The sequence below is a fragment of the Sulfitobacter sp. EE-36 genome, from assembly GCF_000152605.1.
Lineage (GTDB): Bacteria > Pseudomonadota > Alphaproteobacteria > Rhodobacterales > Rhodobacteraceae > Sulfitobacter > Sulfitobacter pontiacus.
This window is the reverse complement of record NZ_CH959310.1, coordinates 1,298,232-1,324,358: the sequence shown is the minus strand read 5'-3', so window position 1 is coordinate 1,324,358 and position 26,127 is coordinate 1,298,232. Positions and strand designations below refer to the sequence as shown.

Annotated in this window: 26 protein-coding genes and 1 pseudogene; 15 read left to right on the top strand and 12 right to left on the bottom strand. The window is 61.6% G+C overall.

What is annotated here, in order from left to right; translation table 11 throughout:
• The 3 genes and pseudogenes from EE36_RS08980 to EE36_RS17590 form a co-directional block, all read right to left on the bottom strand.
• Positions 1–272, bottom strand: a pseudogene (locus EE36_RS08980) (malate dehydrogenase); the annotation flags it as partial.
• A 189-nt stretch (positions 273–461) separates the two neighbouring features.
• The gene (locus EE36_RS08975) at positions 462–1,484 is read right to left on the bottom strand and encodes a PRC-barrel domain-containing protein (protein WP_005851520.1); all 1,023 of its coding nucleotides are present in this window, start codon (positions 1,482–1,484) and stop codon (positions 462–464) included.
• A 120-nt stretch (positions 1,485–1,604) separates the two neighbouring features.
• Positions 1,605–1,781 (bottom strand): hypothetical protein, encoded by a 177-nt coding sequence (locus tag EE36_RS17590; protein ID WP_005851518.1) that lies wholly within the window; start codon positions 1,779–1,781, stop codon positions 1,605–1,607.
• A gap of 174 nt (positions 1,782–1,955) precedes the next feature.
• Here EE36_RS17590 and EE36_RS08970 point away from each other — a divergent pair, with 174 nt between their 5' ends.
• The 13 genes from EE36_RS08970 (at position 1,956) to lpdA (ending at position 15,021) form a co-directional block, all read left to right on the top strand.
• Positions 1,956–2,813: a CoA ester lyase gene (locus tag EE36_RS08970; protein WP_005851516.1), complete on the top strand. Its 858-nt coding sequence runs from the start codon at positions 1,956–1,958 to the stop codon at positions 2,811–2,813.
• 5 nt (positions 2,814–2,818) lie between these two features.
• Complete coding sequence (locus EE36_RS08965) at positions 2,819–3,376, top strand: NnrU family protein (protein ID WP_005851514.1); 558 nt, start codon at positions 2,819–2,821, stop codon at positions 3,374–3,376.
• Between the two features lie 18 nt (positions 3,377–3,394).
• A complete protein-coding gene (locus EE36_RS08960) occupies positions 3,395–3,598 on the top strand; it encodes a DUF1737 domain-containing protein (protein ID WP_005851513.1) in 204 nt (67 codons plus the stop codon).
• Entirely contained in the window at positions 3,598–4,635 is a 1,038-nt protein-coding gene (locus EE36_RS08955) for a MaoC family dehydratase (protein WP_005851511.1), read from the top strand. Before EE36_RS08960 ends, EE36_RS08955 begins: the two co-directional genes overlap by 1 nt.
• A gap of 281 nt (positions 4,636–4,916) precedes the next feature.
• Positions 4,917–6,110 carry an ADP-forming succinate--CoA ligase subunit beta gene (gene sucC / locus EE36_RS08950; RefSeq protein ID WP_005851509.1) on the top strand — a complete coding sequence of 398 codons (1,194 nt, stop codon included), beginning with the start codon at positions 4,917–4,919 and terminating at the stop codon, positions 6,108–6,110.
• Between the two features lie 91 nt (positions 6,111–6,201).
• On the top strand, positions 6,202–6,663 hold the full coding sequence (locus tag EE36_RS08945; protein ID WP_039912216.1) for a hypothetical protein: 462 nt from the start codon (positions 6,202–6,204) through the stop codon (positions 6,661–6,663).
• Positions 6,660–7,157 carry a hypothetical protein gene (locus tag EE36_RS08940; protein WP_005851506.1) on the top strand — a complete coding sequence of 166 codons (498 nt, stop codon included), beginning with the start codon at positions 6,660–6,662 and terminating at the stop codon, positions 7,155–7,157. Before EE36_RS08945 ends, EE36_RS08940 begins: the two co-directional genes overlap by 4 nt.
• Before the next feature lie 43 nt (positions 7,158–7,200).
• The gene (gene sucD / locus EE36_RS08935) at positions 7,201–8,088 is read left to right on the top strand and encodes a succinate--CoA ligase subunit alpha (RefSeq protein ID WP_005851505.1); all 888 of its coding nucleotides are present in this window, start codon (positions 7,201–7,203) and stop codon (positions 8,086–8,088) included.
• A 76-nt stretch (positions 8,089–8,164) separates the two neighbouring features.
• The gene (locus EE36_RS08930; RefSeq protein WP_005851504.1) at positions 8,165–11,128 is read left to right on the top strand and encodes a 2-oxoglutarate dehydrogenase E1 component; all 2,964 of its coding nucleotides are present in this window, start codon (positions 8,165–8,167) and stop codon (positions 11,126–11,128) included.
• Between the two features lie 2 nt (positions 11,129–11,130).
• Positions 11,131–12,660 carry a 2-oxoglutarate dehydrogenase complex dihydrolipoyllysine-residue succinyltransferase gene (gene odhB / locus EE36_RS08925; RefSeq protein WP_005851503.1) on the top strand — a complete coding sequence of 510 codons (1,530 nt, stop codon included), beginning with the start codon at positions 11,131–11,133 and terminating at the stop codon, positions 12,658–12,660.
• Between the two features lie 30 nt (positions 12,661–12,690).
• A complete protein-coding gene (locus EE36_RS08920; protein WP_005851501.1) occupies positions 12,691–13,077 on the top strand; it encodes an MAPEG family protein in 387 nt (128 codons plus the stop codon).
• 12 nt (positions 13,078–13,089) lie between these two features.
• Complete coding sequence (locus tag EE36_RS08915; RefSeq protein WP_005851499.1) at positions 13,090–13,485, top strand: MAPEG family protein; 396 nt, start codon at positions 13,090–13,092, stop codon at positions 13,483–13,485.
• A gap of 147 nt (positions 13,486–13,632) precedes the next feature.
• On the top strand, positions 13,633–15,021 hold the full coding sequence (gene lpdA / locus EE36_RS08910; RefSeq protein ID WP_005851497.1) for a dihydrolipoyl dehydrogenase: 1,389 nt from the start codon (positions 13,633–13,635) through the stop codon (positions 15,019–15,021).
• 109 nt (positions 15,022–15,130) lie between these two features.
• Here the strand turns inward: lpdA and EE36_RS08905 are convergent, their stop codons facing one another.
• From EE36_RS08905 to EE36_RS08895, 3 genes are read right to left on the bottom strand one after another with little or no spacing between them, the layout of a single operon-like run.
• Complete coding sequence (locus EE36_RS08905; protein ID WP_005851495.1) at positions 15,131–15,862, bottom strand: 1-acyl-sn-glycerol-3-phosphate acyltransferase; 732 nt, start codon at positions 15,860–15,862, stop codon at positions 15,131–15,133.
• Positions 15,862–16,767 carry an ABC transporter permease gene (locus EE36_RS08900; protein WP_005851493.1) on the bottom strand — a complete coding sequence of 302 codons (906 nt, stop codon included), beginning with the start codon at positions 16,765–16,767 and terminating at the stop codon, positions 15,862–15,864. The genes EE36_RS08905 and EE36_RS08900 overlap by 1 nt, the downstream gene beginning before the upstream one ends.
• The gene (locus tag EE36_RS08895; RefSeq protein ID WP_037954577.1) at positions 16,764–17,441 is read right to left on the bottom strand and encodes a cell division ATP-binding protein FtsE; all 678 of its coding nucleotides are present in this window, start codon (positions 17,439–17,441) and stop codon (positions 16,764–16,766) included. The genes EE36_RS08900 and EE36_RS08895 overlap by 4 nt, the downstream gene beginning before the upstream one ends.
• 165 nt (positions 17,442–17,606) lie before the next feature.
• Between EE36_RS08895 and EE36_RS08890 the strand changes: the two genes are divergently transcribed.
• Positions 17,607–18,515, top strand: coding sequence for a zinc-ribbon domain-containing protein (locus tag EE36_RS08890; protein ID WP_005851489.1), 909 nt, complete (start codon positions 17,607–17,609; stop codon positions 18,513–18,515).
• A gap of 52 nt (positions 18,516–18,567) precedes the next feature.
• On the opposite strand, the gene EE36_RS08885 is transcribed toward EE36_RS08890, so the two are convergent.
• From EE36_RS08885 to argH, 5 genes are all read right to left on the bottom strand, one after another.
• Entirely contained in the window at positions 18,568–21,159 is a 2,592-nt protein-coding gene (locus EE36_RS08885; protein WP_005851487.1) for a TIGR02302 family protein, read from the bottom strand.
• 39 nt (positions 21,160–21,198) lie between these two features.
• Positions 21,199–22,464, bottom strand: a complete 1,266-nt coding sequence (lysA, locus tag EE36_RS08880; protein WP_005851485.1) for a diaminopimelate decarboxylase — start codon at positions 22,462–22,464, stop codon at positions 21,199–21,201.
• Between the two features lie 148 nt (positions 22,465–22,612).
• On the bottom strand, positions 22,613–22,816 hold the full coding sequence (locus tag EE36_RS08875) for a hypothetical protein (RefSeq protein WP_005851483.1): 204 nt from the start codon (positions 22,814–22,816) through the stop codon (positions 22,613–22,615).
• Complete coding sequence (locus EE36_RS08870; protein ID WP_005851482.1) at positions 22,813–22,992, bottom strand: hypothetical protein; 180 nt, start codon at positions 22,990–22,992, stop codon at positions 22,813–22,815. The genes EE36_RS08875 and EE36_RS08870 overlap by 4 nt, the downstream gene beginning before the upstream one ends.
• The gene (gene argH, locus EE36_RS08865; protein WP_005851479.1) at positions 22,989–24,380 is read right to left on the bottom strand and encodes an argininosuccinate lyase; all 1,392 of its coding nucleotides are present in this window, start codon (positions 24,378–24,380) and stop codon (positions 22,989–22,991) included. Before argH ends, EE36_RS08870 begins: the two co-directional genes overlap by 4 nt.
• Positions 24,381–24,402: 22 nt before the next feature.
• On the opposite strand from argH, the gene EE36_RS08860 reads away from it, so the two are divergent.
• Complete coding sequence (locus EE36_RS08860; protein WP_009826027.1) at positions 24,403–24,972, top strand: TlpA disulfide reductase family protein; 570 nt, start codon at positions 24,403–24,405, stop codon at positions 24,970–24,972.
• A gap of 33 nt (positions 24,973–25,005) precedes the next feature.
• Here the strand turns inward: EE36_RS08860 and EE36_RS08855 are convergent, their stop codons facing one another.
• Complete coding sequence (locus EE36_RS08855) at positions 25,006–26,079, bottom strand: Hint domain-containing protein (protein WP_005851476.1); 1,074 nt, start codon at positions 26,077–26,079, stop codon at positions 25,006–25,008.
• Positions 26,080–26,127: the final 48 nt, after the last annotated feature.

The following is a 26,127-nucleotide window of genomic DNA, read 5'->3' as shown; positions in this document are numbered from 1 at the left end:
TCATCACGGCTCATACCGGGCTTACGCGCAACACCGGCAGTCACGATGCATACGTCTGCGCCAGCGATTTCAGAGTAGTCGTTCGCGCCGGTCATGGTCGCGTCGAATTTGGCGGATGGGCCCGATTCTGCGATATCGAGGGCCTTACCCTGCGGGATACCTTCGGCGATGTCGAACAGGACAACGTCGCCCAGTTCCTTGATTGCTGCGAGATGGGCAAGCGTGCCCCCGATTTGCCCTGCGCCGATAAGCGCGATCTTGGGTCTGGCCATGTGGTATACTCCGACAGGGTTACATTTCGCTTCGGGATACCGAAATGAAGCGCACCGTGCAAGTTGCGCTTGGTCCGGCATCACGTCACATCGCGCAGAGCCATAAAAAACGGGACCGTTTCTTTCGAAACGATCCCGTCTTGGTCAGCTTTTCAGCAAGCTATTGCCGAATTTGACTGAGCGTTCAGCTTAGCCTTGGTATTCGGGCTGTGCTTCCAGCGCTTCTTCGCTGCTGTCGATGTAGATGCGGAAGTCGTCGCCTTCAGCGTTCTTCATGATTTGCAGCTCGTCCCATGTAACGGCTACTGGCTTTTCGCCAATGCCCAGGAAACCACCGACGTTGATTACAACTTGGCCAACTTCGCCGTTGTCACCCATAACGAGGGCACCGATTTCACCGACGGTCTCGTCGTTGGCACCGTAAACATAGGACCCTTCAAGGTCTTCTGCTGTCAGCGCGGCAACTTCATCAGCTGTGGCGTTGGCGTAGCCTTCACGCTCAACCGCTGGGGCTGTCAGCATGGGGCGTTCCATGTCTTGCTCAAGCTCGTTTGCCCCTTCGGCCATTTCGGTGGTCGCTTCATCAACGGCCTGCTCTGTTTCAGCGGCTGCTTCTTCGGCTTCCATTTCAGCTTCGTTTGCCAGTGCTTCGGCATCCGCTTCCATTTCAGTCTCTGTGTCGACCTCAGTTTCGGCGTTCATGTCGGTCGCTGCAATGTCTGTATCAGCCTTCATGTCGGCGTCGGCGTCCATGTTTGCTTCGGTTTCCATGTCAGCTTCGTCGTCCATACGTTCGAACGCTGGGGCTTTTTCAAGCATCTCTTTGCTTGTGTTCACCACGAGGAAACGGTCGTCGCTGTCACCTTCTTCGGTCACGATGCGAATCTCGTCCATGTTGACGCTTACGTCACGCTCACCCATGCCGAGGAAACCGCCAATGCCGAGGATAACGGCCTTAACGTTGCCTTCGGAATCCAGCAGGACGTCGTTGATTTCGCCGATGTCGTCCCATTCCTTTTCGCCGTCAGCGGCGATGGTGGAGTTTGCTTCAACTTCTGTCTCGGAATTGTAGATACGCATGCCGATCAGGTCGGACGCGAAGAAGTCAGTTTCTTGCGCTGTCACGGTACCAAAACCAGCTGCATGTGCATCTGCAAATGCGGGACCAGTCAAGCTCAGGATGATTGCGGTTGTGCCAAGAATACGTTTCATTGTTGATACTCCTTTAGAAGTTCCGGGTGATAATCACTCGGTTGTGATATCAACGATGATGTGGCGATTGCGTTCCGGCGATCCGCATCTTTTTTCGCCGCCTTTATAATCTATGACATATCAAATGGGGCCCGCCTCCTTAGTTTGTTGATCCTGCGGCGGGTGCGAAATTTTTGCGGAAATCTTGTGGCATCCGTCACAACCTGCGGTTCGCGTCCCCGCCGCGACGTCCTGCGTCAGCGCCACCACCGCCGCCGCGGCAGTTGCCAGCCCGATCAGGTTAAACAGCTTTACCATTCTACACCTCTTACACTTACACACGCACCAAGACGCCTTTCCTTCTGGCAGCAAAACCTGAAGGCCGCGTTAAAGCCGCAAATTATCTGACGCTGCGCTGCGGCGCGTTTGCGCTTGAAGTTTTCGTCTAAAAATGCAGACCTGCACGCAACATTATTTCTTGGAGAGTCGCAAATGTCGAAAATCACCCGCCCCCTGCGTTCCGTTCTGTATATCCCCGGCTCCAAGGACCGCGCGTTAGACAAAGCCCGCGGGCTGCCAGCCGATGCGATTATCTTTGACCTCGAAGACGCCGTGATCCCGGAAGAAAAAACCGCTGCACGTGAAACACTCGCCACCGCGCTGAAGGATGGCGGCTATGGCAGCCGGTATAAGGTGATCCGCATCAACGGGCTGGACACCGAATGGGGTGCCGACGATGCCCGCGCCGCGGCGAAGATGGACTGCGACGCCATTTTGCTGCCCAAAGTCGGCAGCCCCGCCGATCTGGACGCTTTGGCCGAAATCACCGGCGACATCCCGCTTTGGGCGATGATGGAAACCCCCGGTGCGATGCTGAATGCCGCCGCGATTGGCGCGCATCCCAAGCTGCAATGTATGGTGATGGGCACCAACGACCTGAACAAGGACCTGCAAACCCGCGTGCGCGCCGACCGCCTGCCCCTCATGACCGGGCTTGGCCTATGCGTACTTGCAGCCAAGGCCAACGGTATCGCGATTGTCGATGGCGTTTACAATGCGTTCAAGGACGACGAAGGCCACCGCGTTGAATGTGATCAGGGCCGCGACATGGGCTTTGACGGCAAGACCTTGATCCACCCCGCGCAGCTGGACGTCGCGAACGAGGCATTCTCCCCCTCCGAGGCCGAAGCCGATCTGGCGCGCCGCCAGATCGAGGCGTTTGACGAAATGCAGGCGACAGGTCAGGGTGTGGCCGTTGTGGACGGGCGCATCGTTGAAAACCTGCATGTCGCCACCGCACGCGAAACATTGGCAAAGCTGGACGCAATCGCGGCCCTGCAAACGGAGTAAACCTGATGATGGCACTTTTGATCCTTGGTCTGATCTTATGGGTCGGTGCCCATTATTTCCGTCGCTTCATGCCGGACCAGCGCGCAGCTATGGGCCGACGGGGCAAAGGCATCATCGCCGTCGCCATCGTGGCGGCGCTGGTCATGATCATTATCGGATACCGCGGGGCCGCGTTTATCCCCGTCTGGACTCCCCCGCCCTTCCTGACGCATCTGAACAACCTGCTGATGGTGCTGGCATTCTGGGTCTACGGGTCCAGTGCGGCCAAAGGGGCCAAGGCTTGGCCCGCCTATAAAACCCGCCACCCGCAGCTGATGGCCGTTAAAATCTGGGCGGTCGCGCATTTGCTGGTGAACGGGGATCTCGCCTCTATCCTGCTGTTTGGCTCTATGCTGGCTTGGGCGGTCGGTTCCGTGATCCTGATCAACCGCGCCGAACCCAACTGGACACCCCCTGCCCCCGCGGGCAAGGCCACCTATATCCGCCTTGCGGTGATCACGCTGGTGATGCTGGTCGTTGTGACCGCGATCCATACCCTGCTTGGCGTCTCTCCCTTTTCCTGAGTTACTGAAAGAACCCCCATGAAACTCTATCGTTTCCTGTCCGAAGAGGACACTTCCGCCTTTTGCCACAAGGTCACCGACGCGCTGAACAAGGGGTGGGAGCTTTACGGCACGCCCACGCAGACATGGGATGCTGCGGCGAACGTCATGCGCTGCGGTCAGGCTGTGACCAAGGAAGTCGAAGGCACCTATACGCCCGACACCAAACTGGGGGCGCATTGATGGCACAGGCAAAGACCAACAAGGGCCGCTTCTTCGAGGACTATAAAGTAGGCGAGACGCTGCATCATGCTGTGCCCCGCACGGTCAAGGATGGTGAACGCGCGCTGTACCACGCGCTGTATCCCGCACGTCATGCGCTTTATTCCTCTGACCAGTTTGCCCAAAGCTGCGGCCTGCCTGCCAGCCCGTTGGACGATATGATCACCTTTCACATCGTGTTCGGGAAAACCGTGCCGGATGTATCGCTGAACGCGGTCGCCAATCTTGGCTATGCGCAGGGGCGTTGGCTGGCGCCGGTCTGGCCTGGCGATACGCTGCGATCTGAATCCGAGGTGATCGGCCTCAAACAGAACTCGAACGGGAAAACCGGGGTCGTCTATGTACGCACCACCGGCTTTAACCAGAACGACACCAAGGTGCTGGAGTATGTCCGCTGGGTGATGGTGCGCAAACGCGATGTCGACGCCCCTGCCCCCGAAACTATCGTGCCTGATCTGCCCAAGGCGCTGACGGTTGACGATCTGTCGATTCCCGAAACGCTCGACTTCAGCAATTACGACTTTACCCTCGCGGGCGAGGCGCATCGCTGGGGCGATTATACCGTGGGCGAGATGATCGACCACGTGGATGGCGTCACCGTCGAAGAGGCGGAGCATATGATGGCCACCCGCCTGTGGCAGAACACGGCAAAGGTGCACTTTGACACCTCTGCCCGCCCCGACGGGTCGCGGCTGATCTATGGCGGGCACGTGATCTCTATGGCGCGGGCGCTGTCGTTCAACGGACTGGCCAATGCGCAGATGATCGTGGGGCTGAACGGCGGGGCCCATGCGAACCCCTGCCTGTCCGGCGACACAATCCGCGCCTGGACCGAGGTTTTGGACAAAGCCGATACCGACAAACCCGGCGTCGGCGCATTGCGCTTGCGCTTGGTTGCCACCAAAGGCGGAGAGCCGTTCAAGCTGAAGGGTGAAGACGGCAAATACCTGCCCGATGTCCTGCTCGACCTCGATTACTGGGCACTGATTCCCAAGTAAGACGCCCCCTTGACGACGGCCGACCGGTCGCAAAACAAACAAGAATATGTCGCGTTCGACCCTTAAAACGTGGGGTTTCCGAGCGCGACAGCCGCTGCGTCGGCAACATTCCGCAGATTTTCCACCGTTAGCGCTATTTTGTGATCACACGCGAAATTCGTGTGATCACAAATGTCGCTTTTATCTGGAAAACCCTGTATTTCTCCGAAAAACTGTTTACCGAGTATCAAGACTCAATCGTATACCGCGATTAGACTGGAACAAAGACGGGACCGTTTTTTATGAACATCCACGAATATCAGGCAAAAGCCCTTTTGCGTAGCTACGGCGCGCCAGTATCCGACGGCCGGGTCGTGCTGAAAGCTGAAGAAGCGAAAACAGCCGCAGGCGAGATGGACGGACCTCTTTGGGTCGTCAAGGCACAGATCCACGCAGGTGGCCGCGGCAAAGGTTCTTTCAAAGAAGCCGACGCTGGCGACAAAGGCGGTGTACGCCTGACCAAATCGGTTGAAGAAGCCGCCGAGGAAGCCAAGAAAATGCTGGGCCGCACCCTGGTCACGCATCAGACCGGCCCCGCGGGCAAACAGGTCAACCGGATCTACATCGAAGACGGTTCGGGCATCGAAACCGAATTGTACCTCGCGCTGCTGGTGGATCGCCAGACCTCGCGCATCGGGTTCGTCTGCTCCACCGAGGGCGGCATGGACATCGAAGAAGTAGCCGAGTCCACCCCCGAGAAAATCATCAGCTTCTCTGTTGACCCCGCCGCGGGCTTCCAGCCCTACCACGGCCGCCGCGTTGCTTTCGCCCTGGGGCTGGAAGGCAAGCAGGTCAAACAATGTGTGACCCTGATGGGCCAGCTGTTCAAAGCCTTCGTCGAAAAAGACATGGAAATGCTGGAAATCAACCCGCTGATCGTCACCGACAGCGGCGACCTCAAAGTGCTGGACGCCAAAGTCAGCTTTGACGGCAATGCGATGTACCGCCACGGCGATATTGCCGATCTGCGCGACACCACCGAAGAAGACCCCAAAGAGCTCGAGGCGTCCAAGTACGACCTGAACTACATCGCTCTGGACGGTGAAATCGGCTGCATGGTGAACGGTGCCGGTCTGGCGATGGCCACAATGGACATCATCAAGCTTTACGGTGCCGAGCCTGCGAACTTCCTTGATGTTGGTGGTGGTGCCACCAAAGAGAAAGTGACCGAAGCGTTCAAGATCATCACCTCCGACCCGCAGGTCAAAGGTATTCTGGTCAACATCTTCGGCGGCATCATGCGCTGTGACGTCATCGCCGAAGGTGTGGTCGCAGCCGTGAAGGAAGTCGGCCTGCAGGTTCCGCTGGTTGTCCGTCTGGAAGGCACAAACGTTGAAGAAGGCAAAGCCATCATCAACAACTCCGGCCTGGACGTGATCGCTGCGGACGACTTGAAAGATGGCGCGCAAAAGATCGTGAAAGCGGTCAAAGGCTAAAACTGGCTGGAAAGCTTGGATGATGCATCGTCTCGCCTTTTGTTTTTCCATTGCCGCGCTGGCTGTCCCTTTCGGGGCGGCCAGTAACGCTATGGCACAGACAACGCGTGCGACGGACATCGCCCAGGCCTTTGCAGACCATTGTTTCAGCCCGCGTCTGACCGCACGGACAGCGCAGGCACAGCTTGGCAGCACCGGGGCACGGGTCGATTTCTATGATCTGCGTCCCTTTACCTCGGCACCACAGTCTCCGGTGACGGGCGCGGCAGCAACGGCGGGCACAGACCGCCGCTGCGAAGTGTCCTTTGACGGGGCGGCACCGCGGGTTGCGCAACAGGGGATCGCCACCGGATTGGCACAGGAAAACCTGACCGATCTGGTAGATGTCCCTGCAGGGTTCCCCATCACGACGGGGGCCACCTATCGCGCAGCCGTCATGCTGAACCCCAACCGCATGGCTGTGGTACAATCGGGGGTGCGCGACGGGGCGCAGGGGGTTGAAACCTTTGTCCGCGTCGAACGCCTGATCCCGCTGAACGAGGCAAGCCAATGACCGCGTCCGCGCAAAACACCGTCACCGGTGGCAAGGCCATCGTCTTTGGGATGACCGTTCTGGTCTTCGCAATGATGGCTGTCGTCGCACAGCTGCCCATGCCGATGCAGGATTCCCTGCTGGCCGAAGGCGGCCCGTTCGAGACACTGTCGGTCGTTGGCTATGGCCTATGCATCCTGCTGGCGATCATCGCGACCGGTCTGATCCTGTTGCGCCGCGAGACATGGGGCTTCATCCGTGGGGTCGCCAAAGGCGCGGCACCGCAGCTTGCTGTGTTGATCGGGCTGCTGTTCATCGTCGTCTACAAGCTGACCGACGGGCTGGCGCGCAAGCTGGAACCCTTTGGCATCACGCTAGGCCAGGATCAGATCGATCTGGCCTACGTCATCGAGGAAGTCGGCGAACTGGGCATCCCGCTGATGTTCGCTGTTGCAATCTATCTGACATACCGACTGCCGCGCCTTGCGGCGGCGGCACCTTCCACCGCGCCCTGAGACCGGCGCCACCTGAATTGAACTTGAGAAGAAAGCACATAACATGGCCGTACTCGTAAACGAAAACACCAAAGTGATCTGCCAGGGCCTCACCGGCTCGCAGGGCACGTTCCACACCGAACAGGCCATCGCCTATGGCACCAAAATGGTCGGCGGTGTGACCCCCGGCAAAGGCGGCCAGACGCATCTTGACCTGCCCGTGTTCAACTCTGTCCACGAAGCCCGTCACGTCACCGAAGCCAACGCCACCGTCATCTACGTGCCGCCCCCCTTCGCCGCGGATTCCATCCTCGAGGCGATCGACGCAGAGATGGAGCTGATCATCTGCATCACCGAAGGCATCCCGGTTCTGGACATGATGCGCGTCAAGCGCGCGCTCGAAGGGTCCAAATCCCGCTTGATCGGGCCAAACTGCCCCGGCGTGATCACGCCTGACGCCTGCAAAATCGGCATCATGCCCGGCCACATCCACAAGCGCGGCACCTGCGGGGTTGTCTCGCGCTCGGGTACGCTTACGTACGAAGCTGTGAAACAGACATCCGATCTTGGCCTCGGCCAATCCTCTGCGGTTGGTATCGGCGGCGACCCCATCAAAGGGTCCGAGCATATCGATATCCTCGAGATGTTCCTGGCCGATCCAGAAACAGAGTCGATCATCATGATTGGTGAAATCGGCGGTTCTGCCGAAGAAGAAGCGGCACAATTCCTGGCCGACGAGAAGAAAAAAGGCCGTTGGAAGCCCACAGCCGGTTTCATCGCGGGCCGCACAGCCCCTCCCGGCCGTCGTATGGGCCACGCCGGTGCGATCGTCGCAGGCGGCAAAGGTGACGCGGAATCCAAGATCGCAGCTATGAAAGAAGCTGGCATCGTTGTTGCGGATAGCCCCGCAACGCTGGGTGAAGCTGTTCAAGAAGCCATCAACAAAGGCTAACGCCAGATGGCGGGGCCTGACTTTTCAGGCCCCGCCGCTCTTACTTAAACGTCGCGCTCTCATCAGAGGTATCGCCATGACAGACCAACCCAAAAACGACCAGTTCCACGATACCTCCTTTCTCGAGGGGCAGAACGGCGAATACCTAGAGGCAATGTATGCCCGCTATGCCAGCGATCCCAATGCGGTTGATGGCGCATGGCAGGCGTTCTTCGAAGCGATGGACGATGACCACGCCGATGTTCAGGCAGAGGCCGCAGGCCCATCCTGGGCGCGCAGCGATTGGCCCCCCGTCCCGCAGGACGATCTGACCTCTGCATTGACCGGCCAGTGGCCCGTCCCGACCGAAGCGAAAGTCGCCGGTCAGAAGATTACCGAAAAAGCCTCCTCCAAGGGGATCGAACTGTCTGACGCGCAGGTACAACGTGCCGTGCTCGACAGTATCCGCGCGTTGATGCTGATCCGCGCCTACCGTATCCGTGGTCACCTTGCCGCCGATCTTGACCCGCTTGGCATGCGCGACAGCGACACCCATCCTGAACTGGACCCGGCCGCCTATGGCTTCGGGCCCAAGGACATGGATCGCCCGATCTTTATCGACAATGTGCTTGGCCTTGAGATCGCGACGATGAAACAGATCGTCGATATCGTCAAAAGCACCTACTGCGGCACCTTCGCGCTGCAATACATGCACATCTCTGATCCCGAACAGGCCGCGTGGCTGAAAGAGCGGATCGAGGGCTACGGCAAGGAAATCCAGTTCACCCGCAATGGCCGCAAAGCCATCCTGAACAAGCTGGTAGAGGCCGAAGGCTTCGAGAAATTCCTGCACGTCAAATACATGGGCACCAAGCGGTTCGGCCTTGATGGGGGCGAAAGCCTGATCCCCGCGATGGAGCAGATCATCAAACGCGGCGGTCAACTGGGCATTCAGGACATCGTGATCGGCATGCCGCACCGTGGCCGTCTGTCGGTGCTGGCCAACGTCATGCAGAAACCCTACCGCGCGATCTTCAACGAGTTTCAGGGCGGCAGCTTTAAACCCGATGATGTCGACGGCTCCGGCGATGTGAAATACCACCTCGGCGCGTCCTCCGACCGTGAATTCGACGGCAACACCGTCCACCTGTCGCTAACCGCCAACCCGTCCCACCTTGAAGCGGTGAACCCCGTTGTTCTGGGCAAGGTCCGCGCCAAGCAGGACCAGCTGAACGACAAGGAACGTACCTCCGTGATGCCGATCCTGCTGCACGGGGATGCGGCCTTTGCCGGTCAGGGTGTCGTGGCCGAATGCTTCGCCCTTTCGGGCCTGCGCGGGCACCGTACTGGCGGGACCATGCATATCGTGGTGAACAACCAGATCGGTTTCACCACAGCGCCGCACTTCAGCCGCTCCAGCCCCTATCCGACCGATAACGCGTTGGTCGTCGAGGCTCCGATCTTTCACGTCAACGGCGACGACCCCGAAGCGGTCGTGCACGCGGCCCGCGTGGCGACGGAATTCCGTCAGAAGTTCAAGAAAGACGTGGTCATCGACCTGATCTGCTACCGCCGCTTTGGTCACAACGAAGGCGACGAGCCGATGTTCACCAACCCGGTGATGTACAAGAAAATCAAAAAGCAAAAGACCACGCTGACGCTCTATACCGAGCGTCTGGTGAAAGACGGCCTGATCCCCGAGGGCGAGATCGAGGATATGAAAGCCGCCTTCCAAGAAAAGATGAACACCGAATTCGAGGCCGGCAAAGAATACCGCCCCAACAAGGCCGATTGGCTGGATGGCAAGTGGTCGCACCTCGATAAGGCCAAGGAAAAGAAATACCAGCGTGGCAAGACAGCCATCGCCGCCGAAACCATGGCGGATGTGGGCAAGGCGCTGACCGCCGCTCCCGACGGCTTCCCGCTGCATAAAACCGTGGCGCGCCTGCTGGACGCCAAGGCCGAGATGTTCAAATCCGGCGAAGGCTTCGACTGGGCCACAGCCGAGGCGCTGGCCTTTGGCTCGCTCTTGACCGAAGGGTACAAGGTCCGCCTGTCCGGTCAGGACTCCGCCCGCGGCACCTTCTCGCAGCGTCACTCGGCCCTGATCAATCAGGAAAACGAAGACCGCTACTACCCGCTGAACCACATCCGCGAAGGTCAGGCAGAATACGAAGTCATCGACTCCATGCTGTCGGAATACGCGGTTCTGGGCTTTGAATACGGCTACTCGCTGGCGGAACCCAACGCGCTGACCCTGTGGGAAGCGCAGTTCGGCGACTTTGCCAACGGCGCGCAGATCATGTTCGACCAGTTCATTTCCTCGGGCGAAAGCAAATGGCTGCGCATGTCCGGCCTCGTCTGCCTGATGCCCCATGGCTATGAAGGGCAAGGGCCCGAACACTCCTCCGCGCGTCTGGAACGCTTCCTGACCATGTGCGGCGGTGACAACTGGATCGTGGCGAACTGCACCACGCCCGCGAACTACTTCCACCTGCTGCGCCGCCAGCTGCACCGCAGCTACCGCAAGCCGCTGATGCTGATGACGCCGAAATCCCTGCTGCGCCACAAGCTGGCCGTCAGCAAGGCCGAGGAATTCACCACCGGCTCCTCCTTCCACCGCGTCCTCTGGGACGATGCGGAACAGGGCAACTCGGACACCACATTGGCGGCGGACGACAAGATCAAGCGCGTCGTCATGTGTTCGGGCAAGGTCTATTACGACCTGCTGGAAGAACGCGACGCCCGTGGCATCGACGACATCTACCTGCTGCGTTTCGAACAATTCTATCCGTTCCCCGCGCAATCCGCTGTGAAAGAGCTGGAACGCTTCAAGAATGCGGAAATGGTATGGTGTCAGGAAGAGCCCAAGAACCAAGGGGCATGGTCCTTCATCGAACCCAATATCGAATGGGTTCTGGGCCGTATCGACGCCACCCACACCCGTCCGACCTATGTCGGTCGCGCCACCTCGGCCTCGCCTGCGACCGGCCTTGCCTCCCAACACAAAGCACAACAAGCAGCCCTCGTTGACGAAGCGCTGACCATCGAAGGAAAATAACCATGACAAGCGAAGTACGCGTCCCTACCTTGGGTGAATCCGTAACCGAAGCGACCGTGGCAACATGGTTCAAAAAGCCCGGCGATAGCGTCGCAGTCGACGAAATGCTCTGCGAGCTGGAAACCGATAAGGTCACCGTCGAAGTGCCCTCCCCCGTGGCGGGTACTCTGGCCGATATCGTCGCCGCCGAAGGCGAAACCGTCGGCGTTGACGCGCTACTGGCCAATATCTCCGAAGGGGATGCGGCCCCGGCGAAATCCGAAGCCCCCAAGGCGGTCGATGCTGGTGCCGAAGACGTGAAACCCCGCGACGCTGCCGATGATGTCGACGTCATGGTCCCCACCTTGGGCGAATCCGTGTCCGAGGCGACCGTCAGCACGTGGTTCAAGACCGTCGGTGACCACGTCGAAGCCGATGAAATGCTCTGCGAGCTGGAAACCGACAAGGTCAGCGTCGAAGTGCCCGCGCCGACATCGGGCACGCTGACCCAGATCATCGCCGAAGAAGGCAGCACGGTCGAGGCCAACGGCAAGCTCGCCGTGATCAGCCAGGGCGAAGGCGGCAGCGCAAGCAAACCCGCCGATGATACCGCTGAACCCAAGGCGGGCGGTCAGGTCCCTGCCCCCGGCAACGCGCCCTCGGGCGATGTCGAAGACGCGCCTTCCGCCAAGAAAGCCATGGCCGAAGCCGGCATCAGCCGCGATCAGGTCACCGGCACAGGACGTGACGGACGTGTAATGAAGGAAGACGTGGCCAAGGCCGTTGCCGCTGGCAAGAACGCGGCAAAACCTGCCGCAGCCGCGCCACGCGCCCCATCGGCCCCCCAGGACGCCGCCCGCGAGGAACGCGTCAAGATGACCCGTCTGCGCCAGACCATCGCGAAACGTCTGAAAGACAGCCAGAACACCGCCGCCATGCTGACGACCTATAACGAGGTCGACATGACAGAGATCATGGCCCTTCGGAACGAATACAAAGACCTGTTCCTGAAAAAGCACGGCGTCAAACTCGGCTTCATGTCCTTCTTCACCAAGGCCTGTATCCACGCCCTGAACGAAGTGCCCGAAGTGAATGCCGAAATCGACGGCACCGATGTGGTCTACAAGAACTACGTCAACATGGGCATCGCGGCCGGCACACCCACCGGTCTGGTCGTGCCCGTGGTCAAGGACGCGCAAGCGATGTCCTTTGCCGACATCGAAAAGGAAATCGGTGAACTGGGGGCCAAGGCCCGCGACGGCAAACTGTCCATGGCGGAAATGCAGGGCGGCACTTTCACTATCTCTAACGGTGGTGTCTATGGCTCGCTGATGTCCTCGCCGATCCTGAACCCGCCGCAATCGGGTATCTTGGGGATGCACAAGATCCAGGACCGCCCCATGGCGATCAATGGTCAGGTCGTGATCCGTCCGATGATGTATCTGGCGCTCAGCTATGACCACCGCATCGTGGACGGCAAAGGTGCCGTGACCTTCCTCGTCCGCGTGAAAGAAGCGCTCGAAGACCCACGCCGCCTGCTGATGGACCTGTAACCCACCACACCCACCGCCCGGAAAGGACAAATGATGACAGAGACCACGATACTCGCCGCCTATGGCCTGCTCGTTATGCTGACAATCTTGCTTCAGGTTCTGGGCGGTGCGCAACAACTCAGCCTGGGCTATCTGCTCTCGTCGCGCGACGAGGACCGGTCGATGACCGGCATGACGGCCCGGCTGAAACGCGCATTGGACAACTCCATCGTGGCAATGGCGCTCTTTGCCCCGGCGGTGCTGATCCTCGAAATGCTGGACCGCACCAATGCCACGTCCCTGCTGGCCGCGCAGGTCTTCCTCATCGCGCGGATCATCTATCTACCGGTCTATGCGCTTGGCGTGCCCGCGATCCGGACCCTCGCATGGCTGGCGGGCTTTGCCGCCACCGCCATTCTATATTTCCTCGCGCTATAGCGGACCGCCAAGATGACACCCGAACTCACCGTTCTGACCCTCGCGGCGCTGCTCCAGGTCGTGACCTTTGTCGCCTATGCGATCCCTGCCAACCGCGAGGTCGGCCCCGGCTACACCATGTCCGCGCGCGACAGAGAACCGTCGAAATCGCTCTCTGACAGGACCGCCCGTCTGGGCCGCGCGTTCAACAATATGTTCGAAGCGCTGGCGCTTTTCGCCGTCGCCGTCGTGGTGCTGCAGATGTCCGGCCAGAATACGACCTACACCGCCATTCTCGCATGGATCTTCCTCGCGGCCCGTGTCGCCTATGTGCCCGCCTATGCGCTTGGCCTGCGTCCCGGACGCTCGCTGATCTGGGCCGTGGGCCTTGGTGCGACGGTGCTGATGCTGCTGGCCGCGCTGTTTTGATCTTCCAAATGGCATAGATCCCGGGGGCGTGCGCTTGCGCACGGGGGCAGCGCCCCCTAGCCTTGACCACAACACGCCCCGCCCCTTCATGCCTGAACGCCACCTCTTCTACTCTACCCCAATTCCCGACCACCAAGGAGACCTTCCATGTCCAGCTACGATGTCATCATCATCGGCTCCGGCCCCGGCGGCTATGTATCCGCCATCCGCTGCGCCCAACTGGGCCTCAAAACCGCCTGTGTCGAGGGCCGCGAGACGTTGGGCGGCACCTGCCTGAACGTCGGCTGTATCCCGTCCAAGGCGCTGCTGCATGCCACGCATATGCTGCACGAAGCCGAACACAACTTTGCCGATATGGGCCTCAAGGGTAAAAGCCCTTCGGTCGATTGGGCGCAGATGCAAACCTACAAACAGAACACGATCGACACCAATACCAAGGGGATCGAGTTCCTGTTCAAGAAGAACAAGATCGACTGGATCAAAGGCTGGGCCACCATCCCCGAAGCCGGCAAGGTCAAGGTCGGCGACGAGGTCCACGAGGCCAAGAACATCATCATCGCCACAGGGTCCGAACCCTCTGCCCTTCCCGGTGTCGAGGTTGACGAAAAGGTCGTCGTCACCTCCACTGGTGCACTGTCGCTGAACAAGATCCCGAAAAAGCTGGTCGTGATCGGCGCGGGCGTCATCGGGCTCGAACTCGGCTCTGTCTACGCGCGTCTGGGGGCCGAGGTGACGGTCGTCGAATATCTCGATGCGATCACCCCCGGCATGGACGGCGAAGTGCAAAAGAACTTTATGCGTATCCTGAAAAAGCAGGGCGTCAACTTTGTCATGGGCGCCGCCGTACAAGGCACCGAAGCCTCCAAGACCAAAGCCAAGGTGACCTACAAGCTGCGCAAGGATGACAGCGAACATACGCTGGACGCCGATGTCGTTCTCGTCTCCACCGGCCGCAAGCCGTTCCACGACGGTCTGGGCCTTGAAGGTCTGGGCGTCGAGCTGACCAAACGCGGCCAGATCGCGGTAAGCGACACCTGGGAAACCTCGGTCAAAGGCATCTACGCTATCGGCGACGTCATTGAAGGTCCGATGCTGGCGCATAAGGCCGAAGACGAAGGCATGGCCGCAGCAGAGGTCGTGGCGGGCAAACATGGCCACGTGAACTATGGCGTGATCCCCGGCGTGATCTACACCCACCCCGAGGTTGCCAATGTCGGTGCCACCGAAGAGCAGCTGAAAGAAGCAGGCCGCGCCTATAAGGTCGGCAAATTCAGCTTTATGGGCAACGCCCGTGCCAAGGCCGTCTTCGCGGGCGAAGGCTTCGTCAAGCTGATCGCCGACAAGGAAACCGACCGCATCCTCGGCGCGCATATCATCGGCCCCGGTGCCGGCGATCTGATCCACGAGGTCTGCGTTGCCATGGAATTCGGTGCCTCTGCCGAGGATCTGGCGATGACCTGCCACGCGCACCCGACCTACTCCGAAGCGGTCCGCGAAGCGGCGCTGGCCTGTGGCGATGGCCCGATCCACATGTAAGGCAGCCGCCTGCATTGAAACGACAAAGGGTGGACCGTATGGCCCACCCTTTTTGTGTTCTAACCGTTGTGTCCTAACCGTCGTGCGCGCCGATCGGTATGGGCAGCGTCTAGCTCGGTTGAGGGGTTTTGAACCCCGCCTCGGCCAAGAGCGCGTCCGACCGTGTCTCGACCGTTTCTTCAAGCCGTTTCATGAAGGCGGCCCGCTCCAACCCCGGCGCGAGGGGGGGCAGGAACTCGACCACTGCCACACCCGGACGCCGGTACAGCCCGCGCCGGGGCCAGAAATATCCGGCGTTGGTGGCGACGGGGACGCAGGGCTGGCCCATCTGCTCGTACAGTGCGGCAGTGCCTGCCTTATAGGGGACCGACAGGCCGGGCGCGACGCGTGTGCCTTGTGAATAGATGACTAGCTGGCCCGGTTCGGCCTCGCCCGCTTTGACATCGGCCAGCATCTTGGAAATCGCCGCACCACGTTTGCCACGGTTCACCGCGACCATCTGCATGCGCTTGGCATATTGCCCGATCACCGGCGTCATCAGGATCTCGCGTTTCATGATGAATTTCGCGCGTGGCAGAATGTGAAAGATCATCAGGATATCAAGGAAAGACTGGTGTTTGGCGGCGACCAACACGGCCCCGTCCGGCACATCGCCCCGCACCTCGCACCGCAGCCCGACGATGACCTTCGCCATCCACATGGTCCCCGCCGCATAGGCCTTGCACGCCGCATAGGCCCCCCGCCGCGAGAACATCGCCCAAGGCGCGTAAAGCAGCCCCAAAAGCGGCATATAGACCGTGGCCAGCACGATGAAGGTCAAGGATCGTATCCACTGCAACATTATGCGAGTTCCTTTAATGTACGGCGCGCGGCCGCCCCTGTGGCCGCAAAGGCGACACCACCGGACAGAAACGGGATCACCAGCGGCACAACCCAGTGCCAGCCCTGAAAGCCCAAACCCGTCAGAAAGCCCCCCGCGTCAGCGGTGCTTGGCAACAGCAGTATCGCCAGCAGCCCGACCCCCGTGCCCGCCGCAGCGCCGGTCAGCGCGCGCAGGGTGAAACGCCGGATAAAGGCCTGCGCGATATAGCTGTCGGTCGCGCCCACCAGACGCAAAACGGCAATGACCTGAGCGTTGGCCGACAGCGCCGCATTGGCGGCAAGTGTCACCATCGCGGCCAGCGTCGCGATGATCAGGATCATGGATACCCAGCCCAGAAGCTTCAGACGCGACGCGGCCTTGACCAGCGGCGCGCGCCAGCGGCTGTGATTGTCCAGAACCGCCCCTGGCACCTCTGCCGCGAGGCGCAGGCGTAGGCCATCGGCGTCCATGCCGTCGTCCTCTTCGATGATCTCGATCAGGCGGGGCACCGGCAGGGCATCAATGGCCAGTTCCGGACCGAACCAGGGGGCCAGCAGGGATTGCTGCTCTTCATCCGTGAGGGCGCGGGCTGTGGCGACGCCTTTGGTGGTCTCGAGGATGCGCAATGCGGCCTCGGTCTGGGCGCTGCGCTGGTCGATGGGGGCCACAACACGGATCGTCGCGGTGCGTGCCAACTCTTGCCCCCAGATATTCGCCAACCGTCCCGACGCCAGCGACAGCGCCAGCGCAAAGACCGCCAGAAACGCCATTGTTCCCGCGGCAAACAGGGTCAACTGCGCGGTAAACCCCGACGGCGGCACCACACGGTCCGCCTGACGGTCGCCGTTCCACAACGCGGTCAGCGCAATGCGCAGCATCTTCATAAATCCGCCCCCGCCAACTGGATGCGCCGGTTGGCGATGCGCAAGACACGCGCCTGAACCTGCGCCTTGGTGGCACGGATCAGCCCCAGATCGTGGGTCGCGATCAACACGGTCTTGCCCATGCGGTTCAGCTCTACCAGCAGGCGAAGCAGGCGCTGCGACATTTCCCAATCGACGTTCCCGGTGGGTTCATCCGCAAGCACTACATCAGGCGACATGATCACCGCACGGGCCAGCGCCGCACGCTGGCGCTCACCGCCCGACAGCTCTGGCGGCAGGGCATCGGCGCGGCTGCTCAGCCCGACCCACGACAGCAGCTCTTGCAGGTCGTCGCCGCCGGTTTCCGCATGACGGCCCGACACGGTCAGCGGCAAACCGATGTTTTCCGCAACCGGCAAATGGTTCAGGAATTGGCAATCCTGGTGCACCACGCCCACACGTCGCCGGATCATCGCGATATCATCGCGGTCCATCGCACGCACGTCCTTGCCAAACAACGACACATGCCCCGCCGTGGGCAGAAGCGCGCCATAGCAGAGCTTCATCAAAGTGGTCTTGCCAGAGCCGGACGGACCCGTCAGAAAATGGAACGACCCCGGCGCCAGCTTGACCGAGATATCGGACAAAAGCTCGCCCCCGCCATAGCTGTAGGCCACGTTTTCAAACTCGATCACATGCATATCCCGCTTGGTTTGAACTGTTGTGCCCCAGCACCGCTTGGGTTTCAATGCACCCCGGCGCAGCCATTGCATGAAGATTGCACTTTTCCTACGGTTTTCTAGGACATAAGGTTGATCTGACGTGAAAACGAAGAGGTTTCCAATGGTTCGGGGCGCAACATGAGACTGATCTGTCCCAATTGCGATGCGCAGTACGAGGTCCCGGACGAGGTGATGCCCTCTTCCGGTCGCGATGTGCAATGTTCGAACTGTGGCCAGACCTGGTTCCAGCACCACCCCGATTTCCCCCCTCTCGATGACGAGGACGACAGCAGGATCAGCACGGTTTCCGCTGCTCTGTCCGAACGCGATGATGCGAATGACGGCGTCGCGCCCGAACACGATGTAGATGCGCCCGCCCCAGCAAGCCCGCCCGAGCCCGACGAAGACGCCGCAGAAGACCCCGACGCGGGCGACCCCGCGCATCCCGCCCCGCCACCGCGCAAGCAGCTTGACCCGTCGGTCGCCGATATTCTCCGGCAAGAGGCCGAGGCGGAACAAGAAGCCCGCCGTCGTCGTCAGGCTCAGACCCTTGAAAGCCAGCCTGATCTGGGGCTTGAAGAAGCAGACCAACCCACCGAAAGCGACCGCGCGCAGCAGGCCAAGGCCCGCATGTCGCGTCTGCGCGGCGAAGAGCAGCACAGCGTTGCCGAGACCACAGCCGCCGCGGCGGCCGTTGCATCGCGCCGCGAATTGCTGCCCGATATCGAAGAGATCAACTCCACCCTGCGCACCGGATCAGAACGGCGCGTGATCCCGAACTCGGGCGCAGATGCCGGGCGCGATACCCATGCGGCCCCGAAACAGCGTAGCGGGTTCAGCCGCGGGTTCGTGCTGATTGTCGCGCTCGCCTCTGTGCTGGTGCTGCTATACGTCTTTTCGCCGCAAATCTCGAAGGCGGTTCCCGCGCTGCGCCCCTATCTTGCGCTTTACGTCGCGCAGGTGGACAGCGCGCGCCAATGGCTGGACGAGATGTTGCAATCAACGCTGCAATGGCTGGATGCACGGGCGTCGCAGTCGGGCAGCTAAAACGGATCGGGCCCGTCCTTTTGGCGGCCCCGTCCTTGCGCCCTCAATCCTATCAGAAGCGGTCCAGCAGACGGCGCAGGTAGTCGCGTTCGACCTCTGGCCGCGTCGCCTCGCCCGAGCGGCGGCGGATCTCGTCCAGCAGTTCACGCGCGCGGCCATAGGCGTCATTATCCAGCGCCAGATCACCCTCTGACCCCTGCGCGCCATTCGCCCCCTGTTCGCGCCCTAAAGGGTCCGTGTTCTCGGCACGGCGGTTGCCCTGCGCGGTGCCTTGCCCTGGCTCGGACGCCTGCTGGTCTTGTTCCATCGCCTCGCCCAAGGCGCGCATGCCCTCGCGCAGCGCTTCCATCGCCTGCGACTGGTTATCGATCGCTTCGGCCAGATCGTCGCGGCGCAAAGCCTCTTCGGCACCGTCCATCGCGCGGCCGGCACGGTCCAGCGCATCGCGCGCGGCGTCACCTTCGGGGGTGCCGCCACCGGGCAGACGCCCTTCCTGACGGCGCAGTTCATCGCGCAGCGCTTGCTGACGGTCGGCGATCGACCCCTGTCCCTGCCCCGGTTCGCCCTGGCCATTGTTCTGGCCCGGCGGCTGCCCCGGTTGGCCGGGCTGGTTGCCCTCCTGTTGCGGGCCGGGTTGCTGACCCTGGTCCTGCCCCTGTTGCTGGCCGTCATCGGCATTGGGGTTGAACCTGTCCTGCAAATCGCGGAACGCCTGATCGCTTAGCTCTTGCTGCTCACGCAGGCTGTCGGCCAGCCCCTCCATCGCCTGTTCACCCTCGGATTGCCCACCTTCGCCCGGCTGGCCTTGGGTAACGCGCATGTTCCCCATCATCTCTTGCAGTTCGCGCAGCGCCTGTTCCGCCTCGGCCATGCGGCCTTGCTCCATCAGCTCCTGAATCCGGTCCATCATGCGTTGCAGGTCGTCTTGCGTCATCTGCATGGTTTCGCCCTGCTGGCCTTGCTGCTGGTCGCCGTTCTCACCTTCTTGCGCCTGCTGGCGTTGCAACTGGCGCATATAGTCGTCGGTGGCGCGGCGCAGCTCTTCCATCAGCTCTGCGATCTCGGCGTCCGAGGCACCGTTCTTCATCGCCTCTTGCAAACGCTCCTGTGCGCGGCGCATCCGGTCCAGCGCATCGGCCAGCACGCCTTCCTCCAGTTCAATCGCCAAGTCCCACAGATCATCCGCAATCTCGGTCTGCACCTCGTCGGACAAACCATAGCGGGCGCGAACTTCGATCCGCTCAATCAGCCGCCGCAAGCGCAGCGCCGCCGTGTCAGAGCGGAACACATCCTCCGGACGATAGGACACCGCCCGCAAGACCTGCGCGAGGGTGTCGGCGTTGCCCTTTGCCCACAGCAGATCGCGCCGCTGTTCAATGACGGCCGCCGCCAGCGGATCGAAAAAGCGTCGCCCCGGCAGGGTCATCTGCGTCGGCGGGGTGGTCGCCTGTTGTTCCGACGCATCCAGCACGCTCAGCGTGACGGTGACCGGCAGGTTGGCCCACGGATGTTTGGAAAAATCGTCGATCAGGTTCTCTTCGAAATCGCGGCGGTCCCCGGCAATGGGCAGTGACAGCGGCACGATCATCTCGGCCCGCGGATCAGGGTCAATCGCCAGCCCATAGCGGCGGTCCACAGCGGCCAGATCCAGATCAATCCGCGCCTCGCCCGCTTCGACGCCGTAGTCGTCCCGCGCCACAAAGGGCAGTTGCATCTCGCCAAGGGCGGTCACCTCGGGCGGGCCTGCAATCTCGACCTGCGGCTTGGCGTCGGGCAGCATCGTCACGTCCCACGCGCGCCCGTTCGGTCCGTCGATGGTGATTTGTCCGCTTTGGCTGACCTTGAAATCCTGCACGATGGCGGGGGCGTCCCCCTCTGGACGGGGCTGGCCCGAGACGGTCTCGGAAACCGACAGCGCGCCCACTTCGCCATACATGCGCAGGGTGATCAGCGTGCCCGCAGGCAGGTTCAACGGCCCTTCGGCAAGATCGGACAAATACAGCGTCGGCTTGCCGGTATAGCGCGGCGGCTCCGCCCAGCCTTCCCAGACCGGACCGGAGGCCAAAGCCCCCCCGCCCGCGGTCAGGCCCGCAACCGACCCGATGCGCAGCACCGACCCAAAGACCAGCGCCGTAACGAAAGCCAGCAGCGCGACATAGCGCAGGGCAAAGGGATCACGGCGCGCCATGCGCAAGTCCGCAGGCACCGCCTGCGCAGCGGCGGCACGGGCGGCCATGCGGCGCTGATGCGCCTGCCACACCGCAGCAGAGGCAGCATCCCCCGTGCCGATCGCCTGCACATCCATCAGCGCCTGAATGGGGCGTCCGGGTAGGCTGGCGTCAAGGCGGGTCAGCGCCTCTATCCGGCGGGGGATGCGTAAATGTCGCAGCGCATAGACCAGCGCCCCGACAGCGGCCAGCGTCACCGCAACGACAGCGCCCGTCACGACGGACATCGGCACGGTATCGTGCAGCCCCAGCATCAGCACCGCCAGAACAGCCAGCACCAAGGCGATCAGCGGCCAGAACGCCTGCACCAACACCTCGGCCCAGATACCGGCCCAGGTCAGACGCAGGGGCCAACGGATCGACTTGAGACCCTGCTCGGGCGAGTGGTCGTCATCCTTGGCGGTGAAAAGCGTCATGCGGGCCCTGCTTTCAAAAGCCGGACACGCAAGGCGCGGTCACAGCCATTCAGGGATGGTATCGCGATTTATCATTTCGTCAAAGGTCGGGCGTCGGCGGATAACCGCAAATTGATCGCCATGGACCAGCACCTCGGGGATCAGCGCGCGAGAGTTGTATTCGCTGGCCATCACCGCGCCATAGGCACCGGCACTGCGGAAGGCCACCAGATCGCCCGCGGCCAGCTTTGGCATCATGCGCTGCTTGGCAAAGGTATCACCGGATTCGCAGACCGGCCCGACAATGTCATAGGGCTGCTGCTCGGCCCCTGCTTCGGCTTCGACGACGGGGATGATATCGTGATGGGCTTCGTACATGGCAGGGCGGATCAGGTCGTTCATCGCACCGTCGATGATCAGGAAATCGCGGCCCTCGCCGGATTTGACATAGATCACCTCGCTCACCATGAGGCCGGCGTTGCCCGCGATCAGGCGGCCCGGCTCGATCTCGATCTCGCAGCCCAGATGGCCAAGCGTCTTTTGCACCATTGCGCCGTAATCCGTGGGCAGCGGCGGTGCGGCATTGCTACGCTCATAGGGGATTCCCAGCCCGCCGCCCAGATCCAGACGACGGATGGTATGCCCGTCGGCGCGGAGCTGCTCTGTCAGCTCCGCAACCTTTTGATAGGCCAGTTCGAACGGCGTCAGATCGGTCAGCTGGCTGCCGATGTGCACGTCGATGCCCACGACCTCTAGACCCGGCATCGCGGCGGCCATGCGGTAGACTTCGCGTGCGCGGGCAATGGGGATACCGAATTTATTCTCGGACTTGCCGGTCGCGATCTTGGCATGGGTTTTGGCGTCGACATCGGGGTTCACACGGATGGTGATCGGCGCGACCTTGTCCATCGACCGCGCGACGGCGTCCAGCACCTCCATCTCGGGTTCGGATTCGACGTTGAACTGGCGGATGCCGCCCTCAAGCGCGAGCCGGATTTCCGACACGGTCTTGCCCACGCCCGAGAACACGATCTTGTCGCCGGGCACGCCTGCCGCCTTGGCACGCAGGTATTCCCCCGCCGACACCACATCCATGCCCGCCCCCGCCTGCGCGAGCGTTTTCAGCACCGCTTGGTTCGAGTTCGCCTTCATCGCGTAGCAGACCAGATGGTCCATCCCGTCCAGCGCATCGTCAAAAGCCTTGAAGTGGCGCAACAGCGTGGCGGTTGAATAGACGTAAAAGGGTGTGCCGACCGCGGCTGCGATCTCGGAGATGGCGACATCCTCGGCGAGCAGCGCGCCATCGCGGTACAGGAAATGATCCATAGTTTCAGGCTCCTAAGCTTTTCCCGCCGAAAGCTGCCGGCGATCGTTTACGGGCGGCGGACCGCAGGGAAAGGCATCGCGGCAGACCACAGCTTACCCCAATACCAAAGGCGGCGGGAATGGCAATCAGCGCCACCCGCCCCGCCGGTCAGAATGTTTTGGAAACGCCCACATCCACATGCCCCGAGATATGCACACCGGGTTCATAGTTGCTGCGATGCTTGCGGGTGGCGGTATCCGTCGCGGGGGGATAGGCGCGGCTGTCATGGGCGCTTGGCGCATGGCGTTGCGCGCTGTCACAGCCCGCCAGCACCGCCAGTGCAACCACGGCCAGCACCGCCGCGCGGATCACAGCGCCGCCCCCAGACCCAGCCGGAACGGGCCACGGCCAAGGGTGACGCCAGTGCCCACCGACATGCCCGACGACGACAGCGTCACCGTGCTATTGACCTGCGGCGGCACGGGTTCCCCGTCCACACCGCAAGCAGCGAGTGTCAGCAACAAGGCAATAGCAGCAACGGGTTTCATCCGATGATCCCTTTCCAGCGGGCCACCTGCGCGCGCACCTGTGCGGGCGCGGTGCCCCCGTAAGACATACGCGAATTGACGGAATTTTCCACGCCCAAAACGTCAAAGACATCTGCCGTGATGTCGCCATGGGCCGATTGCATCTGCTCCAGCGTCAGGTCCGGCAGGTCGCAGCCGTTCTGTTCGGCCAGCGCCACCAGCGATCCGGTGATGTGATGCGCATCGCGGAACGGCAGCCCCAGCACGCGGACCAGCCAATCGGCCAGATCGGTCGCGGTGGAAAAGCCCGATCCCGCCGCCGCAGCAAGGCTTTCGCGGTTCGCGGACATATCCTTAACCATGCCTTCCATCGCGGCCAGCGCCAGCATCAGGTTGTCAGCGGCGTCAAAGACCTGTTCCTTGTCTTCCTGCATGTCCTTGGAATAGGCCAGCGGCAGCCCCTTCATCACCATCATCAGGGCCACATTGGCCCCCATGATCCGGCCGATCTTGGCGCGGATCAACTCTGCCGCGTCGGGGTTCTTTTTCTGCGGCATGATGCTCGACCCGGTCGAGAAGCGGTCCGACAGGGTCACAAAACGGAACTGCGCGGAGGACCAGATCACCAGCTCTTCGGCGAAACGGCTCAGGTGCATGGCGCAGATCGACGCAGCGCTCAGGAATTCAAGCGCAAAGTCACGGTCGCTGACCGCGTCCAGCGAATTGGCGGCCGGACGGTCAAAGCCAAGCGCCTGTGCGGTCATGTCGCGGTCAATCGGAAAGGACGTGCCCGCAAGCGCAGCCGCGCCCAACGGCGATTCATTCATCCGCGCCCGTGCGTCGCGCATCCGGCTCAGATCGCGGCCAAACATCTCGACATAGGCCATCATGTGGTGGCCCCAAGTGACCGGCTGCGCGGTCTGCAAATGGGTGAAACCGGGCATGACCCAATCGGCTCCGGCCTCTGCCTGACCCAGCAAGGCCTTGATCAACGCCAACAATCCGCTTTCGGCGGCGTCGAACTGGTCGCGGGTCCACAGTTTGAAATCGGTCGCCACCTGATCGTTGCGCGACCGGCCGGTGTGCAGACGGCCTGCGGGTTCGCCGATCACCTCTTTCAGGCGCGCCTCGACGTTCATGTGGATGTCTTCCAGCGCGGTCGAATAGGCGAATGTCCCGCCCTCGATCTCTGACAACACCGTGAGCAACCCTTTCCGAATGGCGTCGGCATCGCTATCACTAATGATGTCTTGTGCAGCCAACATGGCGGCATGGGCACGCGACCCGGCAATGTCCTGGGCGGCCATACGCTGGTCAAACGAGATCGAGGCGTTGATCGCCTCCATGATCGCGTCTGGTCCGGCGGCAAAACGGCCACCCCACATTTTGTTCGAAGTCGTATCGGTCATCAGGCAACCCCTCGGAGGGAAAATGAAAAAGATTATGCTCGCGCTCGTTTATACGGCCCTTGCCCTTGGTGCAAACCCCAGCTTTGGGCAAAGCGCCGACATCAAGCCCCTGCGCGACGGTGATATGAAGAAACTGGTCGTGCACGATTCCCCCGTTGCCACCTCCTCTGTCGCGTTCCAGCTTGAGGATGACGGCGGCGAGACCACGCTTGAGGCATGGCAGGGCAAATATGTGCTGATCAACTTCTGGGCCACATGGTGCGCGCCCTGCCGCAAGGAAATGCCGCAGTTGAACGCGCTGCAAAAGGAATTCGGCGGCGATGATTTCGAGGTGCTGACCATCGCCACGGGCCGCAACACGCCCGACGGGATCAAACGGTTCTTCGCGGATGCGGGCGTCGATAGCCTGCCACGCCACCAAGACCCGAAACAGGCGCTGGCCAGTCAGATGGGCATTTTCGGCCTGCCGATCACCGTGATCATGGACCCCGAGGGACGCGAAATCGCACGTCTGCGCGGTGATGCGGATTGGTCGAGCGACAGCGCAAAAGCCATCGTTCAGGCATTGATCGCGGGCAAGGCAGACAGCTAGGCCCGCCCCAAGAAAGCAGGCGATCCGGCGGCGTCAGGCGGCGTGCGCGAGGATCGCCGCTTCGGACATCGACAGATTACGCCGCGCATAGCCGCCATAGGTATGCGGATCAAAGGCGATCTGTGGAAACTGGTCCAGCAGCCGCGCGCGGTCGGTCGCGTCCAATGTCTCTAGCGCGGCAGAGGCAGGGTGAAAGCTTTCCGTCTCTACGCCATTGGCCCAAAGCACCTCGTGGAAATCGAGCAGGAGATGGATATAGGTCACCTCGCGCGCATGGGCATCGATGGTGACACTGCGCCCGTTCACCAGATCCCGCGCGGTGACAAGCACCTCGTCCGTGTTGAACAAGTCATGCGCGACGCGCCCCTTCACCAGCATCCGGTGGCTGGGCGACACCAGCAGATCCGCGTCAGGCTGAGCATCCCCCAAAGCACCGGCGCGAAACCGGATGGGGCGCAGCTGCGGCATCGCGAACAATCGCGCCCCGCTCATCCGGCGGCTACCGATCCAGCGCACAGGTTGCAGGCCGTTGTCTTTCGTCTGGACGTGATCGCCCTCGCGCAGTTGTTCGATCCGGCGCGCGCCATCGGCGGTGCGGATCATCGTGCCGGGGGTAAAGCAGATGACGCCGCTGCTGTATTGCGCCGCACGATCCGCCGCGGCGGTATTCAACGTATGCGCGACGACCCACAGATCGGTATTGCGCGGCGGCAGCGCGTCAAGGAACATCAGCAGCGGCTGGCTGCCCTGACCGACCTCGATCACTGTCACCAGATAGGTCTGCGCGCCGTCGGTCACGGTAAAGTTGTTGTCCATCAACGGGGTGTCGCGGTCACTGGCGAAAGACCGGTGCGGCGGCGTGGTGCCGTCCAGGGCGGCCCCGACCAAACGATGCACCATCCGCGCAGCCCGTCTGCGCAGATCCCCTGCCTCGTCCGCCTGATCCAGCCGCAGCACGTCATTCGGCCCGTCAACGCGAATTGAATCGCCCCGCCACGCCCAGGCTGCCCCCACCTTAAGGGATTGCACCGGTGCGGCGTCCAGCCCGTCTATTTCTGTCTGCGACCAGCTTATGACAAACGTGCCTCGAAAGCCCGTTTTGACCACTGTTCGTGCCTCGTCGTATTATTATTGCCCCGAGGCTATCAAAACCGT

Coding starts and splice junctions, on each gene's coding strand:
- EE36_RS08920 (WP_005851501.1), top strand. CDS start 12,691: ATGATGACAGAGACCACGATACTCGCCGCCTATGGCCTGCTCGTTATG.
- EE36_RS08945 (WP_039912216.1), top strand. CDS start 6,202: ATGGCACAGACAACGCGTGCGACGGACATCGCCCAGGCCTTTGCAGAC.
- EE36_RS08900 (WP_005851493.1), bottom strand. CDS start 16,767: ATGAAGATGCTGCGCATTGCGCTGACCGCGTTGTGGAACGGCGACCGT.
- odhB (WP_005851503.1), top strand. CDS start 11,131: ATGACAAGCGAAGTACGCGTCCCTACCTTGGGTGAATCCGTAACCGAA.
- EE36_RS08915 (WP_005851499.1), top strand. CDS start 13,090: ATGACACCCGAACTCACCGTTCTGACCCTCGCGGCGCTGCTCCAGGTC.
- EE36_RS08885 (WP_005851487.1), bottom strand. CDS start 21,159: ATGACGCTTTTCACCGCCAAGGATGACGACCACTCGCCCGAGCAGGGT.
- sucC (WP_005851509.1), top strand. CDS start 4,917: ATGAACATCCACGAATATCAGGCAAAAGCCCTTTTGCGTAGCTACGGC.
- EE36_RS08940 (WP_005851506.1), top strand. CDS start 6,660: ATGACCGCGTCCGCGCAAAACACCGTCACCGGTGGCAAGGCCATCGTC.
- EE36_RS08905 (WP_005851495.1), bottom strand. CDS start 15,862: ATGTTGCAGTGGATACGATCCTTGACCTTCATCGTGCTGGCCACGGTC.
- EE36_RS08965 (WP_005851514.1), top strand. CDS start 2,819: ATGATGGCACTTTTGATCCTTGGTCTGATCTTATGGGTCGGTGCCCAT.
- EE36_RS08860 (WP_009826027.1), top strand. CDS start 24,403: ATGAAAAAGATTATGCTCGCGCTCGTTTATACGGCCCTTGCCCTTGGT.
- lysA (WP_005851485.1), bottom strand. CDS start 22,464: ATGGATCATTTCCTGTACCGCGATGGCGCGCTGCTCGCCGAGGATGTC.
- EE36_RS08930 (WP_005851504.1), top strand. CDS start 8,165: ATGACAGACCAACCCAAAAACGACCAGTTCCACGATACCTCCTTTCTC.
- EE36_RS08955 (WP_005851511.1), top strand. CDS start 3,598: ATGGCACAGGCAAAGACCAACAAGGGCCGCTTCTTCGAGGACTATAAA.
- EE36_RS08960 (WP_005851513.1), top strand. CDS start 3,395: ATGAAACTCTATCGTTTCCTGTCCGAAGAGGACACTTCCGCCTTTTGC.
- EE36_RS08890 (WP_005851489.1), top strand. CDS start 17,607: ATGAGACTGATCTGTCCCAATTGCGATGCGCAGTACGAGGTCCCGGAC.
- sucD (WP_005851505.1), top strand. CDS start 7,201: ATGGCCGTACTCGTAAACGAAAACACCAAAGTGATCTGCCAGGGCCTC.
- EE36_RS17590 (WP_005851518.1), bottom strand. CDS start 1,781: ATGGTAAAGCTGTTTAACCTGATCGGGCTGGCAACTGCCGCGGCGGCG.
- lpdA (WP_005851497.1), top strand. CDS start 13,633: ATGTCCAGCTACGATGTCATCATCATCGGCTCCGGCCCCGGCGGCTAT.
- EE36_RS08975 (WP_005851520.1), bottom strand. CDS start 1,484: ATGAAACGTATTCTTGGCACAACCGCAATCATCCTGAGCTTGACTGGT.
- EE36_RS08970 (WP_005851516.1), top strand. CDS start 1,956: ATGTCGAAAATCACCCGCCCCCTGCGTTCCGTTCTGTATATCCCCGGC.
- EE36_RS08870 (WP_005851482.1), bottom strand. CDS start 22,992: ATGAAACCCGTTGCTGCTATTGCCTTGTTGCTGACACTCGCTGCTTGC.
- argH (WP_005851479.1), bottom strand. CDS start 24,380: ATGACCGATACGACTTCGAACAAAATGTGGGGTGGCCGTTTTGCCGCC.